The 16,570-nt window shown below is 56.8% G+C and carries 14 protein-coding genes; 7 read left to right on the forward strand and 7 right to left on the reverse strand.

Features of this window, described 5'->3' with window-relative positions:
• The first annotated feature begins 67 nt into the window (after positions 1–67).
• Together DHN60_RS14440 and DHN60_RS14445 are read left to right on the forward strand one after the other, a co-directional pair.
• Positions 68–1,282 carry an NADP-dependent isocitrate dehydrogenase gene (locus tag DHN60_RS14440; RefSeq protein WP_108838064.1) on the forward strand — a complete coding sequence of 405 codons (1,215 nt, stop codon included), beginning with the start codon at positions 68–70 and terminating at the stop codon, positions 1,280–1,282.
• Positions 1,283–1,411: 129 nt separating this feature from the next.
• Complete coding sequence (locus DHN60_RS14445; protein ID WP_108838065.1) at positions 1,412–2,026, forward strand: YitT family protein; 615 nt, start codon at positions 1,412–1,414, stop codon at positions 2,024–2,026.
• On the opposite strand, the gene DHN60_RS14450 is transcribed toward DHN60_RS14445, so the two are convergent.
• The gene (locus DHN60_RS14450; RefSeq protein WP_108838022.1) at positions 2,023–2,226 is read right to left on the reverse strand and encodes a DUF6356 family protein; all 204 of its coding nucleotides are present in this window, start codon (positions 2,224–2,226) and stop codon (positions 2,023–2,025) included. The two genes, DHN60_RS14445 and DHN60_RS14450, sit on opposite strands and share 4 nt — an antisense overlap.
• 137 nt (positions 2,227–2,363) lie before the next feature.
• Here DHN60_RS14450 and DHN60_RS14455 point away from each other — a divergent pair, with 137 nt between their 5' ends.
• The 3 genes from DHN60_RS14455 to typA all read left to right on the forward strand — a co-directional run bounded on the left by DHN60_RS14455 (position 2,364) and on the right by typA (position 5,095).
• Positions 2,364–2,822: an Lrp/AsnC family transcriptional regulator gene (locus tag DHN60_RS14455; RefSeq protein WP_108838023.1), complete on the forward strand. Its 459-nt coding sequence runs from the start codon at positions 2,364–2,366 to the stop codon at positions 2,820–2,822.
• 12 nt (positions 2,823–2,834) lie between these two features.
• On the forward strand, positions 2,835–3,170 hold the full coding sequence (locus DHN60_RS14460) for an SMR family transporter (protein WP_108838024.1): 336 nt from the start codon (positions 2,835–2,837) through the stop codon (positions 3,168–3,170).
• Between the two features lie 107 nt (positions 3,171–3,277).
• Positions 3,278–5,095 carry a translational GTPase TypA gene (gene typA / locus DHN60_RS14465; RefSeq protein ID WP_108838025.1) on the forward strand — a complete coding sequence of 606 codons (1,818 nt, stop codon included), beginning with the start codon at positions 3,278–3,280 and terminating at the stop codon, positions 5,093–5,095.
• Positions 5,096–5,155: 60 nt separating this feature from the next.
• Here the strand turns inward: typA and DHN60_RS14470 are convergent, their stop codons facing one another.
• From DHN60_RS14470 to recA, 3 genes are all read right to left on the reverse strand, one after another.
• Complete coding sequence (locus tag DHN60_RS14470) at positions 5,156–5,443, reverse strand: DUF1330 domain-containing protein (protein WP_108838026.1); 288 nt, start codon at positions 5,441–5,443, stop codon at positions 5,156–5,158.
• Between the two features lies 1 nt (position 5,444).
• Positions 5,445–8,099 carry an alanine--tRNA ligase gene (gene alaS, locus DHN60_RS14475; RefSeq protein WP_108838027.1) on the reverse strand — a complete coding sequence of 885 codons (2,655 nt, stop codon included), beginning with the start codon at positions 8,097–8,099 and terminating at the stop codon, positions 5,445–5,447.
• A 163-nt stretch (positions 8,100–8,262) separates the two neighbouring features.
• On the reverse strand, positions 8,263–9,342 hold the full coding sequence (recA, locus tag DHN60_RS14480; protein ID WP_108838066.1) for a recombinase RecA: 1,080 nt from the start codon (positions 9,340–9,342) through the stop codon (positions 8,263–8,265).
• A gap of 198 nt (positions 9,343–9,540) precedes the next feature.
• Here recA and DHN60_RS14485 point away from each other — a divergent pair, with 198 nt between their 5' ends.
• Positions 9,541–10,140: a gamma-glutamyl kinase gene (locus DHN60_RS14485; protein WP_108838028.1), complete on the forward strand. Its 600-nt coding sequence runs from the start codon at positions 9,541–9,543 to the stop codon at positions 10,138–10,140.
• Between the two features lie 15 nt (positions 10,141–10,155).
• On the opposite strand, the gene DHN60_RS14490 is transcribed toward DHN60_RS14485, so the two are convergent.
• The 3 genes from DHN60_RS14490 to guaB form a co-directional block, all read right to left on the reverse strand.
• Positions 10,156–12,366: an ATP-binding protein gene (locus DHN60_RS14490; RefSeq protein ID WP_108838029.1), complete on the reverse strand. Its 2,211-nt coding sequence runs from the start codon at positions 12,364–12,366 to the stop codon at positions 10,156–10,158.
• 265 nt (positions 12,367–12,631) lie between these two features.
• Positions 12,632–13,789: an RsmB/NOP family class I SAM-dependent RNA methyltransferase gene (locus DHN60_RS14495; RefSeq protein WP_108838030.1), complete on the reverse strand. Its 1,158-nt coding sequence runs from the start codon at positions 13,787–13,789 to the stop codon at positions 12,632–12,634.
• 44 nt (positions 13,790–13,833) lie between these two features.
• On the reverse strand, positions 13,834–15,282 hold the full coding sequence (gene guaB / locus DHN60_RS14500) for an IMP dehydrogenase (protein WP_108838067.1): 1,449 nt from the start codon (positions 15,280–15,282) through the stop codon (positions 13,834–13,836).
• Between the two features lie 190 nt (positions 15,283–15,472).
• Between guaB and speB the strand changes: the two genes are divergently transcribed.
• Positions 15,473–16,426: an agmatinase gene (speB, locus tag DHN60_RS14505; protein WP_108838068.1), complete on the forward strand. Its 954-nt coding sequence runs from the start codon at positions 15,473–15,475 to the stop codon at positions 16,424–16,426.
• The last annotated feature ends 144 nt before the right edge of the window (positions 16,427–16,570 follow it).

Consider the following 16,570-nt stretch of genomic DNA (forward strand, 5'->3'; position numbering starts at 1 on the left):
AGCTTTTCAAAAGCCAGCGGACCCGCTAGTCGAAATAAAGAACGTCAGCCTCAAGAAGGACAGCCCGATGACCAAGATCAAAGTCGAAAACCCCATTGTCGAGATGGATGGGGACGAGATGACCCGGATCATGTGGGACTTTATCAAGCAAAAATTGATCCTGCCCTATCTGGACATCGATCTGCTTTACTACGACCTCGGCATGCAGGCGCGCGACGACACCAATGACCAGATCACCATCGACGCCGCAGAAAAGACCAAAGAGGTCGGCGTGGCCGTCAAATGCGCCACGATCACCCCGGACGAGGCGCGTGTCGAAGAATTCGGCCTCAAGCAAATGTGGCGTTCCCCCAATGGTACGATCCGCAACATCCTTGGTGGGGTCGTGTTCCGCCAGCCCATCATCTGCAAGAACGTACCCCGTCTTGTGCCCGGCTGGACAAAGCCGATCGTGATTGGCCGCCACGCCTTTGGGGATCAGTACAAAGCCACCGATATGAAGTTCCCCGGCCCCGGCAAGCTGACGATGAAGTTCGTCGGCGAAGACGGCACAGTAGATGAGCGCGAAGTGTTTGATGCGCCGTCCTCGGGTGTGTTTATGGGAATGTACAACCTTGATGCCTCAATCCGCGACTTTGCGCGTGCATCGTTCAACTATGGTCTCAACATCGGCTGGCCGGTCTACCTGTCCACCAAGAATACCATTCTGAAACAATACGATGGACGCTTTCTTGAGCTGTTCCAAGAAGTGTTTGACACCGAGTTCAAAGAGGCTTTTGACGCCAAGGGGATCGAATACCAGCACCGTCTGATCGACGACATGGTGGCCTGCGCGATGAAATGGAATGGCGGTTTTGTCTGGGCCTGCAAGAACTATGACGGCGACGTGCAATCCGACACCGTAGCACAGGGGTTCGGCTCGCTTGGTATGATGGCCAGCCAGCTGATGACCCCCGATGGCAAGATCGTGGAGGCCGAGGCCGCGCACGGCACGGTGACCCGCCACTACCGACAGCACCAAGCGGGTGAGCAGACCTCGACCAACTCAATTGCCTCTATTTATGCATGGACCGGCGGGCTGAAACACCGCGCCAAACTGGACGACAACGCGCCGCTGATGAACTTTGCCGACACATTGGAAAAGGTCATCATCCAGACTGTTGAGAATGGCGACATGACCAAAGACCTCGCGCTGTTGGTCGGACCAAATCAAAGATGGCTGACGACCATGGGGTTCCTTGAAAAGATTGACGAAAATCTGAACAAGGCTCTTGCTGGCTGATCCGTTCTTACTTTTGAACTGACGAGGGCGCGGGCAACTGCGCCCTTTTTCTGTGCACATACGCAAATCTGCGGCAATTGGGTCCTGCGCGTGCTGGTGTTGCGCGCACGCCCATCCTACGAGCGGCACATGATCAGCGCTGACGAAACAAAAATCTCGCACTCAAGGCTGGACGATGTTCAGGGTCTTGGTTTGGGCGTTTTCTTGTGCGCTTTGGGCATGCATGTGCTGACCCATGTGGGGCTGATCACGGGGCAGACGGCGGGGATCGCCGTAATTATTAGCTACCTGTCGGGCTGGTCGTTTGGCGCTGTGTTTTTTGTTGTGAACCTGCCGTTCTATGCACTGGCTTACCGACGTCTCGGCCTAGAGTTCACACTCAAGTCGTTGATCTCCGTTACACTTCTGTCGGTGTTCACAGATATCTTGCCGCTTGGCTTTGCCATTCAAACGATCAACCCGGCACTTGGCGCTGTGATCTTTGGCGCAACTGTCGGGTTCGGATTGCTTGCCATGTTCCGTCACAACGGGTCGTTGGGCGGACTGGGCGTCGTGGCTCTGTTGATCCAGGACCGCTACGGGTTCAAGGCTGGGTATGTGCAATTGATCTCGGACGCGGTCATATTTTTGGTGGCGGCCTTTTTGTTCCCGCTCAGCATTGTGGGGTGGTCACTGCTGGGGGCGGTGGTGCTGAACCTGATAATTGCGTTCAATCACCGCCGCGACCGCTACATCGCGACTTAGCCCCGGTTGGAGGTTCGTGCGTACATATCCGCGATCATCCGGCTGGCCGTTTTCTCGAACATGCAAGGGATGATTGCGTGGACCAAGGCCGCACCGCCCGCCAGAAACAACCGAAATGCAAAACCAGAGGCAAAAACGGCATGTTCAGCATAGGTTTCGTCGACCTGACGAGGATGGTTGAGAAAGACGCGTTCGATCATTTTGAGTGCTCCGTGAGTGGTAGTGAAGGGTCGCGAGTGGTGTTGTGTCAAAATCGCCTGATAGTGCGTGGAACAGTTCCCAATTTTGGATAAATTCGCGCCTTGTTTGTGGATAATATCCCGACTATTCTTGAAAAATGGAGAATTTTGACCAAACAGACGCGCGAATCCTGAAAGAACTGCAACAGGATGCGACTCAATCCCTAGAGGCTTTGGGCGACTCGATAGGCCTTAGCCGCAACGCCTGCTGGCGGCGCATCAGAGCACTCGAAGAAAACGGCGTCATCACCGGACGGGTTGCGTTGGTTGATCCAGAGGCGGCAGACCTTGGGCTTATGGTTTTCATGCAAGTGCGCACACACAGTCATGATCCCGACTGGCAAACGAATTTCAAAAAGGCAACGCGCACGATCCCAAATATCCTCAGCGTTTATCGAATGACGGGTGATCTTGATTACCTGATCCGCGCGCGGGTTCGGGATATGGCGGGCTATGACGCCCTGTACCAGCAACTTATTCACCTTGTGCCAATCGCAGATGTCGCGGCAAGCTTTGTCATGGAAGAGATTAAGGACGGCACCGCCCTCCCCCTTTGAAAGGACGCACTGATGCCATTGACCTACATTTACCTGTTCGTTGCTGTTGCCGCGGAAACCATCGGCACCACTGCGTTGCAGGCCAGCAACCAGTTTACCAAGTTCTGGCCATCGGTCCTTGTGGTGATTGCGTATGCTGTCGCGTTTTATTTCTTGGGCGTTGTGTTGAAGTACATTCCGGTCGGCATTGCCTACGCGATATGGTCCGGCCTGGGCATCGTGTTGATTTCCTTAATTGGATTGGTCGTATTTGGGCAAGGGCTGGATCTGGCTGCCATCCTTGGGCTGGGGATGATCATCGGCGGTATCGTGGTGATCCAGCTGTTCTCCGGCAGCGCATCACACTAGCGACGCAACGGGCACGCATAACAGACCTTTCTTTCTGCAACGCGGCACTATATGGCGCCCACAACAGCCCCGAACCCGGGGCTTTTCCGCTTGAAAGAGGCCCGCCCATGGATCTGCGCAACATCGCCATCATCGCCCACGTTGACCACGGCAAGACCACGCTCGTGGACGAATTGCTGAAGCAATCCGGCACCTACCGTGAGAACCAAGCCACTACAGAACGGGCCATGGACAGTAACGATCTGGAACGCGAGCGCGGGATCACCATTCTGGCCAAGGCGACATCCGTGGAATGGCAAGGCCACCGCATCAATATTGTGGACACACCCGGCCACGCGGATTTCGGCGGTGAGGTCGAGCGGATCCTGTCTATGGTCGACGGTGTTGTGCTGCTCGTCGATGCCGCAGAAGGTCCAATGCCACAGACGAAATTCGTAACCTCAAAGGCGCTGGCGCTGGGGCTGCGCCCGATCGTGGTACTAAACAAGGTGGACAAGCCGGACGCCGAGCCCGACCGGGCGCTGGACGAATGTTTTGACCTTTTTGCCAATCTCGGCGCCAATGACGATCAGCTCGACTTTCCGCATATGTATGCATCTGGCCGCAGTGGCTGGGCGGACTTGGAGCTGGATGGGCCACGCAAAGACCTTTCCGCACTGTTTGACCTTGTTGTCAGCCACGTCCCCGCACCCGCCCAGATCGAGGCGCGGGATGAACCGTTCCGTATGCTGGCAACAACATTGGGTTCGGACCCGTTTATCGGACGCATCCTTACCGGCCGCGTTGAATCAGGAACGTTGAAAGCGGGCGAAACTGTCAAAGCGCTGGCGCGCGATGGTTCGCTGATTGAAAATTTCCGCTGCACAAAAATCCTCGCTTTCCGCGGTCTGGGCCAACAGCCCATCGACATTGCCGAAGCGGGCGACATCGTATCGCTGGCTGGCATGTCGAAAGCGACAGTGGCGGACTCGATTGTTGCCACCTCTGTATCCGAGGCCCTGCCATCGCAACCCATTGATCCCCCCACCATCACGGTGACCTTCGGCATCAATGACTCCCCCCTTGCAGGCCGGGACGGCAAAAAAGTGCAGTCCCGCGTGATCCGAGAGCGGTTGATGAAAGAGGCGGAATCAAACGTCGCCATCAAAATCTCGGACACACCCGGTGGAGACGCCTTTGAAGTGGCCGGTCGCGGCGAACTTCAAATGGGTGTTTTGATCGAAAACATGCGCCGTGAGGGGTTTGAGCTGTCCATCTCGCGCCCTCAGGTTCTGTTTCAAGAGATCGACGGTGTGCGCCATGAGCCCATCGAAGAGGCGACCATCGACGTAGATGACGAATACTCTGGCGCGGTGATCGAAAAATTGACCGGTGTACGGCGCGGCAATCTGGTCGAGATGAAGCCAGCGGGCGCGGGCAAGACCCGCATCATCGCCCATGTGCCATCGCGCGGGCTTATCGGGTATCACGGTGAATTCCTGACGGACACGCGTGGCACGGGTGTTTTGAACCGTGTGTTTCACGAATGGGCACCGCACAAAGGTCCGATCCCCGGGCGGCGCGCAGGTGTTCTGATCTCAATGGAAAACGGCCAGTCGGTCGCCTTTGCCCTTTGGAACCTCGAAGAGCGCGGGCGCATGTTTATCGGTGCGCAAGCTGACGTCTACACAGGCATGATCATTGGTGAACACAGCCGCGAGAATGACCTTGAGGTAAACCCGCTGAAAGGCAAAAAGCTCACAAACGTGCGCGCTTCGGGCACGGACGAAGCAGTGCGTCTGACAACGCCGATTACTATGTCTCTGGAAGAGGCGATTGCCTACATTGACGATGACGAATTGGTTGAGGTCACACCAAATGCGATCCGGCTGCGCAAGCGGTTTCTGGACCCGCACGAACGCAAGCGTATGGCACGAGCGGGCTAGACACAGGACTGGGGCTCTGCCCCAGACCCTGCAATACTCTTGGCCAAAGGCATTGGTCGCTTACTCAGACGTTTCGACGATCAGAAGCTCGCGCTCAGATGCGCCGCGTGCATACGCGAGCGCCGCTTGATAAGCCTCTGAATAATAGCATTTTTCCGCCGTTTCTACGTCTGGAAACTTGGCGACAACATTGCGGGGTCGATCCTTGCCTTCCAGCTGCACATAACGCCCACCGCGCGCAATGAACGTCCCGCCATGTTCGGCGATGGCAACACCGGCGCCGGCCGCGTATTTTTTGTAGGCTTCTTCGTCAGTGACCGTGACGTGTGCAATCCAAAGTGCTGGCATGTTACCCTCCCAAAACAGATTTGGCGGCGGCGATCGCGCCATCCGCATTGCTGATATCCTTGGCACCACCCTGCGCCATGTCCGGGCGGCCACCGCCGCCTTTACCACCCAGTTCGGCAACAGCAGCCTTCACCAGATCAACCGCGCTCACAGTAGCGGTTTTGTCATCCGTCACGCCCGCCGCCACGGCCACTTTGCCGTCGCTTTCTGCAATCAACAGGATGGCACCGCTGCCAACGCGCGATTTGTGTTCATCAATCAGTGCGGGCAGGTCCTTGCCTGTCACGCCATTCAATACCTGCGCAAGGAACGCGGTTCCGTTCACATCTTCGGCCTCGGGCGCGGCCTGACCGCCCCCCGACATGGCCAATTCACGGCGCAATTGCGCAACTTCCCCGGCCAGTGCCTTTCGTTCGTCCAACAAGCCCTTGATCCGGGCAGGCACGTCCTGCGCCTGCGCCTTAAGTTCCAGCGCCGCTTGGGCCAACAACTGGTCCTGATTGCGCAGGTAATCCATCGCCGCCTGCCCGGTCAGCGCCTCTATCCGCCGCACCCCTGCGCTTGAGGCACTATCACCGAGCGTTACGAACGTCCCGATCTCTCCGGTTTGACGCACATGCGTTCCGCCACACAGTTCGAGCGAATAAGTGTCACCGCCTGTCCCCTTACCGGACCCGTCTTGGCGGCCCATTGAAACGACACGGACTTCATCACCGTATTTCTCGCCAAACAGCGCCTGCGCCCCAAGCGCACGCGCGTCGTCCGGCGTCATGATCCGGGTTTCCACAGCGGCATTTTGGCGAATGTAGCTGTTCACCTCGGCTTCGACCCGGGCAAGCTCTTCTGGACCCAAGGCCTTGCCGTGGGAAAAATCAAAGCGCAAACGATCAGGTGCATTAAGAGAGCCACGCTGCGCCACGTGATCTCCCAAGGCGCCGCGCAACGCTTCATGCAGCAAATGTGTGGCCGAATGGTTCGCCCGGATGGCCGCACGTCGGGCATGTTCAACTTTAAGAACCGCGGCTTCGCCCTTGGAAACACTACCTTTTGTGACCTTACCGATGTGGATGAAAACATCAGCAGTCTTACGGGTATCCATAATCTCGACAGTGCCGTTCTCAGTGCGCAGCACGCCCCTGTCACCCACTTGCCCACCGCTTTCGGCATAAAACGGGGTCTGGTTGAGTGCGATCTGGACTTCGCTTCCTTCATTGGCGGTTTGAACTTCGGCACCACCCAACACCACGGCCGCAATCTGGGCCTCTGCCGTTTCAGTGTCATAGCCCAGGAATTCGGTCGCACCATGCGCCTCGGCCACGTCAAACCAGACGGTGGCATCAGCTGCTTCACCCGACCCAGACCATGCGGCGCGCGCCTTGGCCTTTTGTTCGGCCATGGCCGCGTCAAAGCCATCAGTGTCCACGCCGCGCCCCTGCTCGCGCAAGGCGTCCTGCGTCAAATCCAGCGGGAACCCAAACGTGTCATACAACTTGAACGCGGCGGTGCCTGGCAGGTCAGCGCCCTCGTCCAATCCATTCACCTCGTCTTCAAGCAACTTAAGTCCGCGCTCCAGCGTTTGTTTGAAACGGACTTCTTCGGCCTCCAGCGTCTCTGTGATCAAAGGCTGTGCCTGACCCAACTCTGGATAGGCTGCACCCATCTGTTGAACCAGCGCGGGCACCAACCGGTACATCACCGGGTCCTTGGCCCCAAGCAGATGCGCATGGCGCATCGCGCGGCGCATGATGCGACGCAGCACATAGCCGCGCCCATCATTTGAGGGCATTACCCCATCCGCAATCAAGAACGAGGTCGAGCGCAGGTGATCCGCGATCACCCGGTGATGCACGTTCTGATCCCCATACGGATCAACGCCCGTCACATCTGCCGACGCTTCGATCAGAGATTTGAACAGGTCAGTGTCATAGTTGTCATGACTGCCCTGCAGCAGTGCACCAATGCGCTCTAGCCCCATGCCTGTGTCGATGGACTGCATGTCCAAATCGATCATCGACCCATCTTCGAACTGCTCGTTTTGCATGAAAACGATGTTCCAGATTTCGATGAACCGGTCGCCGTCTTCCTCGGGGGAACCCGGAGGGCCACCCCAAATGTGGTCGCCGTGATCATAGAAAATCTCTGTGCAAGGACCGCAAGGACCGGTTGGGCCCATTTGCCAAAAATTGTCCGACGTTGCGATGCGGATAATCCGCTCATCGGGCACACCAAGCTTTTTCCAAATGTCATAGGCTTCATCATCAGTATGATACACCGTGACGGTCAGGCGGTCTTTGGGGACACCAAACTCTTTCGTGATCAGGTTCCAGGCAAAGGGGATTGCTTCAGCCTTGAAATAGTCGCCAAAACTGAAGTTGCCCAGCATCTCAAAAAAGGTGTGGTGGCGCGCAGTGTAACCGACGTTGTCGAGGTCATTATGCTTGCCGCCGGCGCGCACACATTTTTGAGAACTGGTCGCGCGCTGGTAATCGCGCTTTTCGACACCGGTAAACAGGTTTTTGAACTGGACCATGCCCGAATTCACAAACATCAGGGTCGGGTCATTGCGCGGCACCAGTGGACTGGAAGGCACCACCGCATGTCCCTGTTTTTCAAAGTAATTCAGAAATGTTGAGCGGATTTCGTTAAGCGATGGCATTGCGTGCACCTTGGGCGTCTGGAGGGTCGCCCTCACATATCCTTGCACGCACGCTCTGTCCATAAACGAAACGGGGTGGTGCAGTTGCACCACCCCGTCGCAAGAAGTTTCATGTCACGTGTGACGAGCCGGAGGCGTTTTAGCGGCCCCCGAGCCCAAATGGTCACGCTTCGAGGATATCGTCGTCTTCGGCTTTTTCGTTCTCAGCCATGTCGAAATCAAGCCCGTGCGCAGCCCGGATTTTGTCCTCGATGTCGATCGCGATACGGTCGTTGTCCTTCAAGAAGGATTTGGCATTCTCACGCCCCTGCCCAATGCGCTCGTCACCGTAGCTAAACCAGGACCCCGACTTTTCGACGACGCCCGCTTTGACACCAAGGTCAAGCAGTTCGCCCATCTTTGAAATGCCTTCGCCATACATGATGTCGAATTCGACCTGTTTGAAGGGTGGCGCCACTTTGTTTTTGACAACTTTGACGCGGGTGGCATTGCCGACCACTTCGTCGCGATCCTTGAGCGCGCCGATACGGCGGATATCGAGACGGACGGACGAATAGAATTTAAGTGCGTTCCCGCCAGTCGTGGTTTCGGGGGAGCCGAACATCACACCAATTTTCATCCGAATCTGGTTGATGAAGATGACCATGCAATTGGATCGGCTGATCGATCCTGTCAATTTACGCATGGCCTGGCTCATCAGGCGGGCTTGAACACCAACGCTGCTGTCGCCCATGTCGCCTTCCAGTTCTGATTTGGGCGTGAGTGCAGCGACCGAATCGACAACCACCATATTCACGGCCCCCGAGCGGACGAGCGTGTCGGTGATTTCCAACGCCTGCTCGCCTGTGTCGGGTTGAGAGATGAGCAATTCATCAATGTTCACGCCCAGCTTTTTGGCGTATTGCGGGTCAAGCGCATGCTCAGCATCCACGAACGCACAGACACCGCCGGACTTTTGTTGTTCTGCGACGCAATGCAGCGTCAAAGTGGTTTTACCCGAAGATTCAGGACCATAGATTTCCACGATCCGCCCCATGGGCAGCCCGCCAATTCCAAGCGCGATATCCAACCCCAGCGATCCGGTGGAGCTGGCCGTGATGTCCATCACCGCGCCCTTGTCGCCAAGCTTCATGATCGAGCCTTTGCCAAACTGGCGCTCGATCTGTGAAAGCGCACTGTCCAGCGCCTTTTGTTTGTCTGCCGATTTTTTGTCTGTCATTGTCAAAAGGTCTGCCGTTGCCATGTTGTTTATCCCTTGTGTCATACCCGCTCGGGGGCGGCAATCGCTGCCGCAGCTGCTTCGATGTTCCCCTTGCGTTCCTTATGGGACCAAAAGTGGAACATTTCAATAAAATTCTCTGCGCCCACCTTTTGTCGCCAGTGGTTAAGGAGTAGTTTACGTCCAACGCCTGATTGGTGAAAAACGGATAGGACGCAGAAGTTGCTGGTATTTTACAAGGCCAAATTGGCTTTTTTATCCGTGCCCAAGACCGGAACAACAGCCTACGAGGCGGCGCTCCGAGATCATGCCGACTTGGTGATTTCGGAACCGCCGATGCTAAAGCATGCGCCGGTCTATCGCTACAACCGCTTTGTGCGCCCAATGTTTGCAAAAGTCTGCGATGTTGACTTGGAGGTTATGGCGGTGATGCGCGAACCGGTCAGCTGGCTGGGAAGCTGGTGGCGGTATCGCCAACGGCCATTCATGCAGGGCAAGGCCAATGCAACACATGGGATCAGCTTTGATGATTTTGTTCTGGCCTACATGAAAGGCAAGAAACCTGGCTATGCGGATGTTGGCAGCCAGTTCAAGTTCCTGGAAAGCCAGCCCAACGGCACCCGTGTTGCGCATCTTTTCCGATATGAAGATCAACCGCGACTGCAACGGTTCCTAAAAACCCGGCTGGAAGTCGACTTCGAACTTGAACGCAGCAACGTGTCCCCGGACATCCCCGTGACACTCAGCGATGAAGTCGCGCTGCGATATAGGCGCAAGTTCCCTGAGGAATTCGCTCTTTATGAGAGCATTCCGAATGATTGACCAAATAATGCGCGGCTAATGCAATTGTCTGTGCACGGTCTCGGCAAGATCATTCAACGAAAACGGTTTGGGCAGGAAAACAGAGTTCGGGATGCTGTCTTGTTGGTTGTTCAACCGATCTTCGGCATAGCCAGAGACAAAGACCACACGCACTTCAGGGCGTTCTTTCAAGGCCTCCCTGACCCAGCTCGGACCGTCTTTGCCGGGCATGACAACGTCTGTGACAAACAGATCGACACTCAGGTTTTCATCTTCAAGGGTCTTGAGGGCAGCTTCGGCAGATTCCGCTTCGAGCACAGTGTACCCGCGCAAACGCAACGCCCGACTGGCAAAGGCCCGCACTGGCGCTTCATCTTCAACCAGCAGAATTACACCATCCCCATGCTTTGGTTCCATTTTGACATCGATCTTGGTCGATTTGGCGGGCGCAGGTGTCATTTGTTCGATCACTAGGAACATGATCGAAAAACACGTTCCCTGTGACAGATCGCTATCCACAAAGATAAATCCGCCCGTCTGCTTGACGATCCCATATGCCGTCGACAGGCCCAGACCAGTGCCCTCACCCGTGCGTTTGGTTGTATAAAACGGTTCAAAAACCTTCTGCTGCTTATCCGCAGGTATGCCCATCCCTGAGTCGATCACGCGCAGGCAGACGTAATCGCCGACTGGCACGCTGACGCGGTCTCTTTCAAGCGGTTCCTTCAACGTGATGCATTCGGTTTCGATTTGGATCTCGCCACCGTCGGGCATCGCGTCACGTGCATTGACCACAAGGTTCATCAGCACCTGTTCCAGTTGACGTTTGTCGGCGCGAATGGGTTTCAGAACAGGGTCATGGGAAAGAGACAGCCGCACCCGTTCGCCCACCAAGCGGTTCAACAGGTGGGTCAGATCGGACATGGTGTCGCGCAAATCCAGTTCTTCCGGGCGCAAAGTCTGCTTGCGCGAAAAGGCAAGAAGCTGACCGACCAGTGCGGCGGCCCGGTTGGCGTTCTGATTGATTTGAACCAGATCACTGTAATCCGGATCGCCCTGATCATGGCGCAGTAGCAAAAGGTCACAATGCCCGGAAATCGCTGTTAGCAGGTTGTTAAAATCATGTGCGACACCTCCCGCCAATTGCCCAATCGCCTGCATCTTTTGGCTTTGCACAAATTGTGCTTCCAGCGTTTTGAGTTCAGTTGCGTCAGCGAGCACGGCGACAACTGATGTCTCGTCCTCATCGGTCATGCGACTGAGCGCCACTTGAACGAACATTTCCTTGTCAGTGCGTTTCAACCGCAAGAACTCGGACTGCTGCACCGCACGCCCAGACACCGTTTCGCCCAACCAGTCGGTGATCGGACGGCCCAAACCTTCCATCAGTTTGGAGATGTGTACGCCGTCGGCGAGGTCAGTACCGATGAGATCAGCGGCTTTGCGATTGAATTTACAAACGTCGCCTTCGGGCGAAAACCGCACCATTGGCACAGGAAGATCCTCAAAAGACGACCATGACGCCGATGCATTCGGCGTCACTTCTTCGCCGGGCGGCAACAGGTAAATCGCGGTCCGGCCGGCACCCGCGTCCACATGTGTCACAAGGACGTTCATATGGCCCTCTGTCGTTGTGATCTGGTTCACACTGCCAAAGCGGACTGGCAATGAATCAAAAATAGCGTCCAGAGACTTGGATCGCCCGCCAATTAAATTGCGTGCACCTTCGTTCATATACAGGACGGCACCACTTCGACCCGTCATCATCATGGGCAGACTGGGCCCATCAGAACCGCGCCCCTGCCCGGCCTCTGCGACTGTTTCCAGACGCCAAAGCAATTGATCAGCCTCCAGAACGTGCACCGCCAATCGCATATAGCCTTTGCGAGTCACAATATCTTCGCGCGCGGCCCCATTGTCAGTTTGGGCTGCTGTTTTCAGCCTGAAAATGATGCCACCGGGGTTGGCAAACGTATTGCGAAGCGTTCCTGCCAGCGTTTCACCGCGCCGCGTCGAAAACATCTGGCGCGCCGCGCCGTTGGCCCGGATCACCTCGCCATCAGACGTACACACGAAACTCGGAGAGCCATCTTTCTCGATAAAACTGGCAATGGCTGCGATTGCCATGTCGGTGCGCAAACGCGTGCTTCTTGCAGACAAGGTGATTGCACCAGCAAGGCCCATCAACGCAGCCGCTGCCGCCGCCAACCCCAATTGAACAAGCGGTTCAGGAGCAAAATACGCCATGATGCCAAACGAGACAGAGCCCCCAAACACGGCGAGTGTGCGATGTGATCCGTCCCGCGCAACCTGCGAAAGCCTGCTCTGGGAAAGCGCGCTGTCAGTCACCGAACACCTCTTCTTCCTTGTCGATTCGTTCCCACCGTTTTGCAGCGAAAACGGTTAACTAGCTCTTAAACCACGCGGAAATTTGACGTGCTCCAGCACTATCTGTAGCACAACTTCAAGAAATGTCGCTAAACTTTAGGTTGAGTGTCCGAGATGTGCTGGCTTAGTGCCGCGCCAGATGCGCCACAAAAAATCCATCACCCCATTCATCAACATCCCATCGCTGCATGTGCGTCACCTGCCAATCGGGACAGCGTGCAAGAAAAGCGTCGATCTGGCCTTCGTTCTCTTCGTTCAAAACAGAGCAGGTCGCATAGACCATCTGCCCATTTGGAGCCACGTGATCTTGGGCCGCATCCAGAACCTGAGCCTGCATCTTGATCAAGTCTTGCAACTTTGCCGGGGTAAGCGTCCATTTGGCTTCGGGTGCACGCCGCCATGTCCCTGACCCGGAACACGGAGCATCGCAAAAGACGAGATCGAACGCGCCTGCCCGCCCAATGTCCTCCGGCGGGCATATAGCAACCTCGTGCCCCCCCCTTAACGCACGGGCCGGAATATCGCCCATCCGGTTTGCATCCATATCATGAGCCGTGACGCGCCAACCAGATGCCGCGAGCGCCAGGGCCTTGCCACCGCCACCCGCACAAAAATCAAGCGCTGTACCTGTACCCTGTACACCCGCGATCGCCGCCTGACTGGAACCATCTTGCAACTCGACCAAACCATTGAGGTAGCTAGACGAATTGCGCAGGCGACGCGGCCCCTTCGTGATGGTCAAGGCCGTCTCTGCACGCGAGTTTTCCTTGGTTTCGATGCCTTCGTCCAACAATCTGGCTCGCGCGTCCGAGAGGTTCGTCTTGCTGGTGTTCACGCGCAAGGTCACAGGTGCCCGCAGTGTAAGCGCTTGGGCTGTGGCTTCGGCCCGTTCTCCAAGACTTTGAGTGAAGGCGTCGGCCAGCCAATTTGGCACATTCCACGTGTCTTCTTTCGCCTGCGGGGGTTCACCCACAGACTGCTCTGCTGCACTCAGTGGCTCGGGCGCATGGCCGACACCGTTAAACAACTCTGTCATGTCCGTGCCCTCGGCCCGCACACGTCCAATCATGAGCGAACGGCCCGTTTCACCGCCCCCCCGACAGGCATCGCTGCATCGGTTGCGCAAAACGTCAAAGACATGGTCGCGAATGGCAGCACGGTCCCCGGAACCAGCAAAACGGCTGCTACGGGCCCAACGGGTCAGCGCTTGTTCGGCTGGCTGACCACCTTGGATGCTGTCGAGAATTTCAATCGCTGCCGCGATACGAGCGCCCGGTGTCATAGTCTGATACTCACATCAATTACCGCGCGCAACATATTGATATCTCACATTATACGATAGTTGGGCGATTCCCGTGTGATCTGAACATCGTGCACATGGCTTTCCTTAAGGCCTGCCCCGGTGATCTTCACAAAATCGCAGTTCTTGCGCATTTCATCGACAGTTGCACATCCAGTGTACCCCATAGCTGCGCGCAATCCGCCGACAAGCTGGTGAATGACCGTTCCGGCAGAACCTTTATAGGGGACTTGCCCCTCGATCCCTTCTGGCACCAGTTTGTCGCTGGCCGCATCTTTCTGGAAATACCGATCCGCCGAGCCGCGCGCCATGGCACCAAGGCTGCCCATTCCACGATAGGATTTGAAGCTGCGGCCTTGATACAGGATCACCTCGCCCGGAGATTCGTCAGTGCCTGCAATCATGGAACCGACCATCGCGCACGATGCGCCCGCCGCAATTGCCTTTGCAAAGTCGCCAGAGAACTTGATGCCGCCATCTGCAATCACTGGCACATCACCAGCGGCGGCAGCACAGTCCATGATCGCCGTCAACTGCGGCACACCCACGCCTGCGACCATGCGGGTGGTGCAAATGGAGCCCGGACCGATACCGACCTTGATCGCATCCGCGCCAGCATCAATCAGCGCACGGGTCGCAGCACCTGTGGCCACGTTCCCAGCCACGATTTGCACTTCGTTAGACAGCGATTTCGCACGGCGTACAGCGGCGGCAACTCCTTCGGAGTGCCCGTGTGCTGTGTCGATCACAATCATATCTACACCGGCATCGACAAGCGCCTCAGCCCGCTCAAAACCAGCATCGCCGACGGTCGAGGCCGCCGCCACGCGCAAACGTCCCAACGAGTCTTTGCAAGCAGTTGGGTTCAGCACGGCCTGTTCGGTATCTTTCAGGGTCAACAGGCCTGTCAGCTTGCCCTCGCCATCAGTGACCAACAGCTTTTCAATCCGTCGGGATTTCATCAGGCTGATGGCCTCGTCGCGGTCGGCAGGTTCGTGCAAGATGGCCAGATTGTCCGAAGACATCATGACCGAAACAGGTGTCGCGTCATCGCTGGCAAAGCGCATATCGCGGTTGGTCACGATCCCCAGCACGCGGCCCTTTTCATCAACAACCGGGAAGCCAGTGACACGGTAACGGTCCTGCAACGCCTTGGCATCGGCCAACGTCTGATCAGGTGTGAGTGTGATTGGGTTGTAGACGATCCCACTTTCGAACCTTTTGACGCGGCGGACTTCTCGAGATTGCGCCTCGACATCAAGGTTCCGGTGCACAACGCCCATGCCGCCGGCCTGGGCCATGGCAATGGCCATCCGCCCCTCGGTCACCGTGTCCATCGCTGAACTGAGCAGAGGGATGTTCAGGGCTATGGCCCGGGTCACCTGCGTACGGGTATCCGCAGTCGCTGGCAGCACGCTGGAAGCGGCTGGCACAAGCAGAACATCATCAAAGGTAAGCGCCTCGCGAATCTCCATGGGGGTCTCCTTGGGGAGGGTTCGTTTGACGATTTCGTATGTCATGGCCCTTTGGGAATGGAAAGGGCTGTAGCGCTGTTTTCCTGTGCGCATGCCGTGGATTGGCAAGGAACGGCATCAAGATGTCTTTCCTTGCCCGGGCACCTGCGTCAAACATGGGCCAACTGCACAGAGCGAGGAGCGCGACCCAATGACCAACAGCTATGACACGGGCCGCTTGAACCTGCCGTTTGTGGGCATTTCGACCTTTGGAAAGCGGCCCTATGTCGAAGACTGGGATAAGCTTGATGCAGATGTGGCCATTCTGGGCGCACCTTTCGATGCCGGAACACAGTGGCGATCAGGGGCACGGTTTGGGCCACGTGCGGTGCGCGAAGCCTCAACCCTGTTTAGCTTTGGCCATGGTGGAGCCTATGATCACGAGGATGACGCCACCTATCTGCCCAACACCGTCGGGATCGTGGATATGGGGGATGCCGATATCATTCACACAGACACCGTTGGCTCACACCGCAACATCGAAACGGGCGTACGTGCCGCATTGGCCGCAGGGGCTTTGCCTGTGACCATCGGTGGCGACCATTCGATCAACATCCCCTGCATCAGGGCTTTTGATGGTCAGGGCGACATACACGTTCTTCAAATTGATGCGCATCTGGATTTCGTGGACGAACGCCACGGTGTACGCCACGGACATGGCAACCCAATGCGGCGCGCGGCAGAACAGGACTATGTGACCGGGTTGACCCAGGTGGGCATCCGCAATGTCAGTTCGACTGCGCGCGAAGGATATGAGGATGCGCGCGCGATGGGGTCGGACATCTTGTCCGTGCGCCAGGCACGCGCCATGGGTCCCCGCGCGGTGATCGAGCACATCCCCGAAGGCGCGCGGGTGTATATTACGATCGACATCGACGCATTCTGTCCCTCGATCGCACCGGGCACAGGCACGCCCAGCCACGGCGGGTTTTTGTATTACGACGTTCTAGAGATGCTGCAAGAGGTGGCGCGCCGAAACGACATTGTCGGCATTGATCTGGTTGAAGTGGCGCCAGACTATGACCCAACAGGCAGCACTGCCATTCTGGCCGCTCAGGTTTTGATGAACCTCTTGGGATTCATCTTTCATGCGCGGGGAATGTGACGCCAGTTCACTATGCAGCGTGACAAGGGCTCAGCCCCTGCCCCTCAGAGGACCGGTTGGCCGCGGCCGCCACCTGAATAATGACGCGGCCACGCTTGTGCAGGTCGCATCACGGCTTTTCCTTTCTGCGCATGTGCTTATGCT

Source organism: Tateyamaria sp. Alg231-49, assembly GCF_900143535.1.
GTDB lineage: Bacteria > Pseudomonadota > Alphaproteobacteria > Rhodobacterales > Rhodobacteraceae > Tateyamaria.